The 9988-nt window shown below is 60.9% G+C and carries 7 protein-coding genes; all 7 read right to left on the reverse strand.

The genetic code is table 11. The features are described 5' to 3' along the window. Positions 1–81: 81 nt before the first annotated feature. Positions 82–1170: an ethanolamine ammonia lyase-activating protein gene (locus VGL70_12025; protein HEY3304252.1), complete on the reverse strand. Its 1089-nt coding sequence runs from the start codon at positions 1168–1170 to the stop codon at positions 82–84. A gap of 16 nt (positions 1171–1186) precedes the next feature. After that, on the reverse strand, positions 1187–2164 hold the full coding sequence (locus VGL70_12030) for an ABC transporter substrate-binding protein (GenBank protein HEY3304253.1): 978 nt from the start codon (positions 2162–2164) through the stop codon (positions 1187–1189). Continuing rightward, positions 2161–3108 carry an ABC transporter substrate-binding protein gene (locus tag VGL70_12035; GenBank protein HEY3304254.1) on the reverse strand — a complete coding sequence of 316 codons (948 nt, stop codon included), beginning with the start codon at positions 3106–3108 and terminating at the stop codon, positions 2161–2163. Before VGL70_12035 ends, VGL70_12030 begins: the two co-directional genes overlap by 4 nt. 62 nt (positions 3109–3170) lie before the next feature. Continuing rightward, entirely contained in the window at positions 3171–4637 is a 1467-nt protein-coding gene (locus VGL70_12040) for an FAD binding domain-containing protein (GenBank protein ID HEY3304255.1), read from the reverse strand. Between the two features lie 54 nt (positions 4638–4691). Next, the gene (locus VGL70_12045) at positions 4692–7013 is read right to left on the reverse strand and encodes a xanthine dehydrogenase family protein molybdopterin-binding subunit (protein ID HEY3304256.1); all 2322 of its coding nucleotides are present in this window, start codon (positions 7011–7013) and stop codon (positions 4692–4694) included. 67 nt (positions 7014–7080) lie between these two features. Next, positions 7081–9390: a xanthine dehydrogenase family protein molybdopterin-binding subunit gene (locus VGL70_12050; protein ID HEY3304257.1), complete on the reverse strand. Its 2310-nt coding sequence runs from the start codon at positions 9388–9390 to the stop codon at positions 7081–7083. A gap of 77 nt (positions 9391–9467) precedes the next feature. Continuing rightward, positions 9468–9988: ABC transporter substrate-binding protein (locus VGL70_12055; GenBank protein HEY3304258.1), on the reverse strand; the 521-nt coding region annotated here is incomplete at its 5' end.

Below are 9988 nucleotides of genomic sequence, written 5' to 3' on the forward strand. Positions count from 1 at the left end.
CTGACGAGGCATGCTCTCACTCTCAGCTTTCAGCGATCAGCTTGCAATATCTAAAGCGAAGCATGAGCTGAGATCAGCTCGTCAAGCCGACTTTTTGTAGTACTTGTCCATCTGGCTCTTGGCGCCCGACTTGGCGCAGGCCTCCTCGAAGATGCGCCGCACCATCGGATCTTCGTCCTCGTACTCGATCTGGTGCCCGCCGAGCTTCACGTCCACGTCGGTCTGGCCGCCGCCCTCGCCCATGATGCCGTAGTATTTCTTGCTGCCCCAGCGGAGCGCGAGATAGCGCGCGGGAGTCGCGCCGGAATTGAAGTGCTGGTGAAACCAGTCCGCCGGCGGCACCACCACGCTGCCGGGCTTCCAATCGTAGCGTTTGATCGGCTGTCCCTTCGGCCAGAGGAGAGAATAACCCTGACCGCTCAAGACGATGACGTGAGCGCCGGGTCCGTGGTAATGGGCCTTCTTATAAGTACCGACGGGAAACTGCGACACGTGGCCGCACATCGTGTTCTCGGCGATCTGAAAGCGGACCTGTGAGCCGCCGGCGCCGCGCTCTTTCCATTCGATGAGATTCAGGTTCTTCGCGTCGGGCACGAAGTTGGTCTCCCAAACCCTGCCCGCGTACCACGTGCCCTCCTTTGAAAAGTAATCGTCCTCGGAGTTAAAGCGATCCTTGAAGACATACGGGCAGTTGAATATGAAGTCGAGATTGTGAATGAGATTGATCATGATCGGCGCGCTCGTGACCGCGAGATAGCGGGCCGGCTGCGTGCCGCTGCCGTTGAAGTGCTGGTAGTTGGTGTTGAGCGGCGGCGAGAACAGCGATCCCTCCTGCCACTCGAAGGTGCGCTTGGTGCCGCCGTCCTGCCACATCGTCGTCGCGCCCCGGCCGCTCACGATGTAGACCAGCTCCTCGAACATATGCTTCTGCGGCTTGAGCGATTTGCCCGGCGGGATCTCGCAGATGTAGGCGTCGTTGGTCTCGCCCGTGCCTTCGAGGCAAATCCGCACGGCGTTCCCGCCGACGCGGTCCCAGGGCGAGAGCGGCACTGCGTTGATGTCCTCGACGAAAAACCCCTCGACCAATTGAATTCCTTCGGACTCGATCCATTTACGGTACGAGCTTTTCTTCTCCGCGATCTGCTGGGTCGAAATTTTTGGTTCCGGCATGTCGTATTCCCCTTTCTTATCTTCCTTTGATGTTTAATTCCTTCTGTGCTTCGCGCAACGGACCCAGGTCCGCGACCTGGTCCGGTGAAGCCGCCTGATCGACTTTCAGCGCTTGTCTCGCCTGATCAATGACCAGCTTGAGTCCGCTCTCCGGGATGCTGCCGTCCGCGTTGAACACCTTCACGGTTCCGTCATAGGAAGCGGCGGCGCTCTCACGATCGGTCCGGCCCCACTCCGCCAGGATCTGAATTGTTCCGTCCCGGTTGGCCGTGATGAAGCGGTTGGCCTTGATCAGCGCCTTCAGCACCCGCTTGATCTCGTCCGGCCTCTCTTTGATTTTTTTCGTGTTGGCGCCCAGGCCAACGAAGGGAAGGCTGAAGAGCTCGTAGGCGCGAGCGAGCACGTTGAAGCCCATCTTTTTCCCTTCGACGTCGGCCGGCGGGGAGATCACCGCCACGTCGACGATGCCTTCTTTCAGCGCGCTGAAACGCGCGCGGTCCGATCCGAGCGCGATGATCTTGAGATCCTTTTCCGGATCGAGGCCCGATTTTTGAAACATCATCCGGGCGGCGACGTCCGAAGTCGCGCCGAACGAGCTCACCGCTAAAGTTTTCCCCCGCAAGTCCTTGACGGATTTATATTCGGGCCGGGCGATGAGCGTGTGCGTGGAGCTGTCCAGAAAACTGGCGACGACCTTCATGGGCAAACCGCGGACCGCCGCGCGCACCACCGATCCGAAAATCATCGTGTAGTCGATGTCGCCGGTGGACAGCGCCGTAATCGAAACGTTCGCGTTCATCCGGATCAGCTCCGGCTCCAGCCCTTCTTCTTTGAAGAAGCCTCTCTTCTGCGCGACGCCGCCGGTGAGAAAGGCGACGTCGAGGCTGGAAATCGACACCCGGATCTTGTCCGCGGCGAGCGCCGCGTCGCAGAGCAGCAACGTCGCAGCCGCGACAATAAACACTCCTCGCACGCGTGAGATGATCCGATTCATCGCGATACTCCTAATTCTTTCTGCGCTTCGCGCAAAGGGCCCAGGTCCGCCACTTCATCGAACGAAACCGGCCGCTCGACCTTCAACGCCTGCTTCGCCGGCTCGATGACGAGCTTCAGACCGCTCTCCGGAATGCTTCCGTCCACGTTGAATACTTTGACCGTTGCGTCGTAGGACAGCGCGGCGCTTTCCCGATCCGTCTTGCTCCATTCCATCAGCACCTGAACCGCGCCCTCGCGGTTGGCCGTGATGTAGCGGTTGCCTCTAATCAGAGCCTTGAGTGTGCGCTTGATCTCGTCGGGCCTTTCTTTGATCTTCTTATGGTTAGCTCCAAGACCTATGAACGGCAGCTTGAAGACCTCATACGCGCGGGCGAGGACGTTGAAGCCCAACTTTTTTCCCTCGACGTCCGCCGGCGGGGAGATGATCGCGACGTCCACGATCCCCTCCTTCAATGCCGCGAAGCGCGCCTGGTCCGAGCCGAGCGCGATGATTTTTATCTCTTTCTCGGGATCGATGCCGGAGGATTTGAAAATCATGCGCGCGGCCACGTCGGCGGTGGCGCCGAAGGAGCTGACGCCCAGCGTCCTACTCTTCAGATCTTTAATCGACTTGAATTCCGGACGCGCGATCACTGTATGCGTGGAGCCGTCCATGAAGCTCGCGACGACTTTCATCGGCAGACCGCGGACGGCGCCGCGCACCACCGAGCCGAAGATCATCGTGTAGTCGAGGTCGCCGGTGGCGAGCGCGGTGATCGAGACGTTGGCGTTCATTCGAATGATCTCCGCGTCCAGCCCTTCCTCTTTGAAAAAGCCCCGCTTGAGCGACACCGCGGGGGTGAGAAAGGACATATCCACGCTCGAGATGGACAGCCGGATCTTGTCCGCGGCCGCGACCGCAGAATCGAAACCGCCAAGGAGCAGAAAAAACAACAGTGCCACGAGACCGCAGCTCCGTAAGTTCTTACGAATCCTTTCCGGTTTCATCCTTCATCCCTCATCCTTCATCCTTTCTGTCCGCTCGCCTCCAATACCGACGCCTCGATTCCCGGATAGCAACCGCAGCGGCAGATGTTGCCTCTAAGCCACTCGGCGATCTCCTCTCGGCTCGGAGATGGATTTTCGAGCAGCAGCGCCTTCGCCGCCATCAACTGTCCCGGTGTGCAGTAGCCGCACTGGGCGCCGAGGTTACGGACAAATCCTTGCTGCAGCGGATCGAGCCGTTCCCCCACCGCCAATCCCTCGACAGTCGTCACGGATTTTTCATGCGCCTCGAACGCGAGATAACTGCACGAGCTTACCGGCAGACTGTCGACTAGAACGGTGCACGCGCCGCACACCTGCGATTCGCACGAACGTTTAGTCCCGGTGAGCTGGCGGCGCGTCCGGAGAAAATCCAGCAGCGTCTCTTCCACCGGAACCTCGCCTTGCCATTCTTGGCCGTTGACCGTCAAAGCGAGTTGGAAGTTTTCCGCGCCACGATCTTGAATGCCACCATCGTCACCCTTCGACAGGCTCAGGGTGACCGGGCGGGAACGGAAAGCGGACCGTTCGTGCTGAGCTTGTCGAAGCACGGATGGCTCCGGTTTCAAACAATCGGTCTCCGACCTTTCATCTTTTGTACTCGCGGCTTGCTCCAGCGCTCGGCCTAGCAAAACCTGCGTCATGTAGAGTTTGTAGTCGGCCGAGCCCAGCAGATCGTCCACCGGCTCCAGCAGGTCTCTTAGGTAAGACCTTTTATCCCGGATGATTCGCTGAGAGTCGGCGATGCTCGCGCCGCGCAGCGCGCTCTCCAGATCTCTCAACCGCTCCGGCCTGGGGCTGACGCAGCCGGCGGCGAGTCTCGTTTCCTCGATCCGGTGGTTTTTTATTCTTGCCGCCGCCGCGACTCCCAAGGTCGGCCGCTGGAAACGATGCACTCTGAGATAGGCGCTGGTCCATTCGGGCGGCAAAGGTGAAACTTGCACATCGGCCAGCAACTCATCCGGCTCCAAGGCCGTGACGTACATTCCAACGAGAAATTCTTCCAGCGTCATTTGCCGCGAGCCTTTGCCGCTCGTGACATTCACTTTGGGTTCGTAAATCAGCAGCGCCGCGCCCGCGTCCGAATGAGGGTCGCTGAAGCAAAGGTTGCCGCCCAGCGTGCCCTGGGCGCGCACGCGGACGTTCGCCACCTGCGACTCGGCGTAAGCGAACGCCGGCAGATAGCGCCGCACCAGCGGGTCGCGCTCCAGACGATGATGTGTGGCGCAGGCGCCGATCTTGAGGACGCTGCCGTTCCAGTCGATGCGGTGTAGATCATCGATGCCTTTGATGTTGATAAGATAGTCGAGATGGACCATGCCGTTACGCATCAGCAGCACCAGCTCGGCGCCGCCGGCGTAGAGCTTGGCGCCGTCTCCGAGACGAGACAACTCGCTGGAAGCTTCGGCCACGGTAGTCGGTCTCAAAAGTTTGAACGCGTTTAGCATTTTTCACTTTTGCCTTTTGACCCTTCGACTAAGCTCAGGGCAGGCCTTTTCCTTTTATAATTTCCCCATCGCCCGCAGGATTTTTTCCGGCGTGATCGGCAGCGAGGTCACGCGCACGCCGACGGCGTCGTAGATCGCGTTGCCGATCGCCGGCGCGACCGTGACGATGGAAGTCTGCGACATCCCCTTCGAGCCGAAGGGGCCGGGGCCGTCCTCGTTTTCGAGCATGTCGGCGTAAAACTCCGGCGGCAGGTCCTCCAGCACCGGGAGGCGATACTGGAATGGATCGCCGTTCATTAGCTGGCCGTCCTGATAGATCACTTCCTCGTAGAGCGCATGGCCGATCCCCATCACCGCCCCACCCTCCACCTGCCCCTTCGCCGATGGATAGTGCAGCGCCCTCCCCGCGTCGGCGACGGCGGCGAATTTGAGAACGCGAAGCTCGCCGGTCTCGCAGTCGATCTCGACCTCGGCCGCGCCGGCGCTCGGCGCCCAATGATCCATGCCGCTAAAGGAGGAGTCCTTCGCCATCGGCGGCGCGCTGTGGGCGCCGACGGCCTTGACCACCGAATTTCCACCGGCGGAGCGGACGATATCGGCAAAAGGAAAACTATTCTCCGCGCGCCATAGGCATCCCTCGGCCACTTTCCACTCTTCCGGCTTTCCTCCCTTGATCAGGCACGCGAGCAGCACCAGCTCGCGCTTCAAATTTTCGCAGGCGTTCTCCACCGCCTTGCCCATCTGCATCGTCGTGCGCTGCGCGCTGACGCCGCCGAACGGAAGATGGACGGCGGTATCCGGCTGGGCGACCTTCACCTCGCTTTGCGGAATGCCGAGGGTTTTGGCGGCGACGACGCCGATGAGATTGTGCGTGCCTTGTCCGATCTCGGGCGCCGTGTGCTGGACCTTGACGACGCCCTTCGCGTCCATCGTCACCAGCGCGTGCGCCCGGCCGCCGCCCTGCGAGCCGTGGCGGAGGCTCAGCGCGAGCCCTCTGCCCCACACGACACGTGTGTGGAGGGGAGGCGCGCTGTTCCGCGAAGCGGAACGGCCATCCCACTGTATGGCTGAGATCGCCTGCTGGATCAGCTCCGGATAGTCCGTATCCATCTTGGGAGTTCCCTTGGCGACAAAGTCGCCGCGCTTGAGAACGTTCTTCTTGCGAAACTCCACCGGCTCCATTTTCATCTGCCGCGCGACGCTGTCGATCGCGCACTCGATGCCGAAGGTCGTCTGGACTTTGCCGGTCGCGCGCGTGTGGCTCGCCGGAACTTTGTTCGTGTAAGCACAGCGCGCGTGAATCCTGAGGTGAGGGATTCGGTAGCAACCCCAGGCGGAGATGACCGCGTTGTGCGTCGTGGTCGCGCCGCCGGTGGTATAAGCGCCGGTATCGACCAGGAGATCGACCCTGAGCGCTGTCAACGCGCCGTCCGACTTGACGCCGATCCTGGCTTTGTAGACCATCGCGTGGCGGGAATTTTGGCGAAAGCTCTCCGCCGCGGAAGGACTCAGCTTGACCGGCCGCTGGATTTTACGCGAAAGAAACAAAGCGGCGACGATTGAATTCGTGATGATTTTTGCGCCGAAGCCGCCGCCGACGTACGGCACTCTGATTCGCACTTTGTCGATGTCGAGTCCGAAGAAGTGCGCGAGCTCTCCGGTATCGCGAAACGGCGAAGTGGTCCCGGCCCACAGATCGATCTCGTCCTGGACGAAGCGCGCGACGCAGCCGCCGATGTTTTCCATCGGATGGTGGAACATCGCGGGCGAGCTGTAGGTCTCCTCGAACACGAGCTCGGCCTCTTTGAAACCTTTCTCGATGTCGCCCCATTCGAGCTTGTCCTCAAGCAGGAGATTGGAGCCGTGTTTTTCGTGCACGAGAGGCGCGCCTGGAGCAAGCGCTTCTTCAGCGCTGCATACCGGCGGTAGCGGCTCGTAGTCTATCTCAATGAGGCCCGCCGCCCGATGGGCCGTGCGCGGATCATCCGCCGCGACCAAGGCGACCAGCTCGCCGTCGAAGCGAACCTTGTCGATGGCGATAAAGTTCTGGTCGGGGCCGATTTTGAGCAGCTCGTGTTTGTGCTCGGGCAAGAGCGGGTTCAAGCCGTCCAGCTTCTCGCGGTGCACAACGCCAAGCACGCCGGGCAGCTTTTCCGCCTTGGAAGAATCGATCGAGCGGATACGCGCGTGCGAGTACGGGCTTAGGAGCGTCGCGCCGTGAGCCAGTCCGGGCAAGTCGGGCAGGTCTTCTACATATTTCGCCTTGCCGACGACCTTCTCCTGCAAATCGGTCCGCGGCTCCGGCTCCCAATTTTGAATTTTGAACCTGCCGTGAGCCCCGTCGAACGGTTTTGAATGTTGAATTGAAGATGCCATGCGAAATTCCTTCGACCCTCTCCCTCACCCTCTCCCACAGGGAGAGGGAAGGGGTGAGGGAAAACCCTCAACTTTTCCTCTTCATCGCCCGCCAAACCTTCTCCGGCGTCAGCGGCACGGATTGCATGCGCACGCCGACGGCGTCTTCCACCGCGTTGCAGACCGCCGGCGCGACGGCAAGAATTCCACCCTCGCCCATCCCCTTCGCGCCGTACGGGCCGGCGCCGCCCCCTTCTTCGAGGATGATCGTATGAAACGCGCGCGGCAGGTCGCTAAAGCGCGGCAGCCGGTAGTCGATAAGGGTTCCGTTCAGGAGCTCTCCGTTTTGATAAACGAGATCTTCGAACAGCACCTGCCCGAGGCCGAAGACGGCGGCTCCTTCGTCCTGTCCTTCGCATTGTTTCGGGTTGATCATCCTGCCCGCGTCGGTGAGCGAAATATAATTCGCGACCTTTACTTCTCCCGTCTCTTCGTCGATCTCGACTGCGGCGGCGCCGAAGCCGATCTCCCAGAAAGGCGACGGATAGCCGAGCGGAACGGCGTCGTTGCGCGGCACCTTAAAATATCCCCGGCCGACAATCTCGCCCTCGGCCTCGCCGAAGCGGCGCCGCATCACGTCCCGCAACGCGAGGCTCTTGCCGCCGCCGGAGAGTTTTCCTTCCCGCAGCGTAACGTTCGCCGCTTCGACGCCGAGCACGGCCGCCGCCGCGCCCAGAAGCTGCTCGCGCGCGTCGCCCGCCGCCCTCTGCATCGCGAGCCCCATCACCGACGTGGCGCTGCTCGCGTTGGTCCCTTTGTCGAACGGCGTGTATTGGGTGTCGAGCTCCGCCGCTTGAACGCTTTCAACGGGCACGGATAATTCCTCTGCCACCAACTGCAAAAATACCGTGCGCATGCCCTGGCCGATCTCCACCGATCCCGTGGACATGACGACGCTGCCATCGATCAAAATCTTTACCATGGCATGCGCCGCCTTGTTGGTCCCGCCTCCGTCTTTCACGCATGCGGCAATTCCCTTCCCTCTCTTGATCGAACCCTCACCTTTAACCCTCTCCCTGCCAGGGAGAGGGAAGGGTGAGGGTTTGTGAATCGCTTCCGCCACCCGACGTAACCCAGACGGAAGATCGCAGTCGATCGGCGTGTCGCCCAAGGCGTACTCGTCGCCGCGACCGAGTAAGTTCTTGTGCCGCAGCTTCACTGGATCGAGGTTCATGCGCCGCGCGATCATGTCGAGATGCGAGTCGTAGGCGTAGGCAACCTGCGGCGCGCCGAAGCCGCGAAAAGCGCCGGCCGGCACCGTGTTGGTGTAAATCGTATAGGCGTCGGTGAGCACGTTGGGAATCGGATACGGCCCATGCGATCGGTAACCGGCCTTTTCGGTGACCGAAGGGCCGGAGTTCGCGTAGGCGCCGCCGTCGAGATAGAGCCGGCATTGCCGCGCGATGAACGTGCCGTCTTTTTTGACGCCGGTCTTGATCGTGACGCGCGCGCGCGGCTGGCACATCGTCCTGAACGTCTCCTCCGCGCTGTTGGCGAGACGCACGGGCCGGCCCGCGATCCGCGACAGCGAAGCGGCGATCGCTTCGTTCTTCACTCCGCTTTTCGCACCGTAGCCGCCGCCGACGTACGGGACGACGACGCGAACGCGGCTCAAAGGCAGGCCGAAAATGCGCGACAGCTCCTGGCGCAGCGGGAACGGACTCTGCGTGGATGACCAGACTATTAAATTATCGCCGTCGAATTTCGCCAGGCTGACGTGCGGCTCCATCGGATAGTGTTGCGCGCTGGGAAAATGAAACGTGTCTTCGTAGACGAAATCGGCGGCGGCGAAGCCTTCATCGACGTTGCCGCGCTGATAGCGAAAGTGGAGGCAGATATTGCTCCCTTCGTGGACGACGTGGCTCGCGCCCCTGCCGTACTCGGGCTGCTTCCGTCCTTCGAGGCGCTCGTGCACGAGCGGCGCGCCTTCGGCCAGCGCTTCGTCCACCGTGAGAACCGCGGGCAACTCCTCGTACTCGACCTCGATCGCCTTCAACGCTTCCACTGGGATGCGTTCGTCCGTCGCGGCCACGGCCGCGACGACGTCGCCGGCGTAACAGACTTTGTCCATTGCGACGACCGGCTGGTCCTTCACGTACGCGCCGTGCAGAGGCGATGCGACCTGAAGATTCTCCCGCGTTAGAACGGCGAGCACGCCCGGAATCGATTCCGCCTTGCGAGAATCGATCCGGCGAATCTTCGCGTGCGGCAGCGGGCTGCGTAGAACCTTGCCGTATAGCATCCCGGACGGTTTCATGTCGCCTGTGTAAACCGCCGCGCCGGTCACTTTATCCTTGCCGTCAGCGCGAGGAACGTTCTGTCCGATCGGCGACTTCAACTTGGCCTCTTCCTATCCCGATGTATATTAGATTTTGGATTCATAACTCAACATTCAAAACTCACAATTCAAAATTTTCATTTAATCACCTTGTCCGCCCGGTACAGCATGGACTGCGGAATCGTCACGCCGATCTGCTTTGCTGTTTTCAGATTGAACATCAGCTCGAACTTCGTGGGCCGCTCCACAGGGAGATCGGCGGGCTTGGCGCCTTTCAGGATTCTGTCCACATAGGTGGCGACACGCCGGTAGCTGTCCGCGAGGTCCGCCCCGTAGTACATGAGCCCGCCGGCCTCGACATCTTCCTTCCTGAGGTACACCGCTGGTAACCGATGCTTTAACGCAAAGGCCGCGATCCGTTTTCCGTTAGAAAATATTAACGGGCTCGTAGCCACGTAGAGTCCATCCGGCCGCTCCTTGTTTAGCGCAGCAAAAACCTTATCGAAGTCGTCCACAGCTCGTACCTCCCAAGGCCGAATAGTCAATTTCAGCGCGCGCGCCGCGGCGGGGAAAACCTCTTTCACGTCGAATGCATCGAACGGAGAGGCCGGATCGTAGAGAACCGCGACACGGGCAACTTTGGGAACGGCTTCTTTGA

It is taken from the genome of Candidatus Binatia bacterium (assembly GCA_036504975.1).
In the GTDB taxonomy this organism is placed as follows: domain Bacteria; phylum Desulfobacterota; class Binatia; order UBA9968; family UBA9968; genus JAJPJQ01.

Bases quoted from the DNA above. Each gene is read 5' to 3' on its own strand.
- VGL70_12025 (HEY3304252.1), bottom strand. From the start codon at position 1,170: ATGCCGGAACCAAAAATTTCGACCCAGCAGATCGCGGAGAAGAAAAGC.
- VGL70_12030 (HEY3304253.1), bottom strand. From the start codon at position 2,164: ATGAATCGGATCATCTCACGCGTGCGAGGAGTGTTTATTGTCGCGGCT.
- VGL70_12040 (HEY3304255.1), bottom strand. From the start codon at position 4,637: ATGCTAAACGCGTTCAAACTTTTGAGACCGACTACCGTGGCCGAAGCT.
- VGL70_12045 (HEY3304256.1), bottom strand. From the start codon at position 7,013: ATGGCATCTTCAATTCAACATTCAAAACCGTTCGACGGGGCTCACGGC.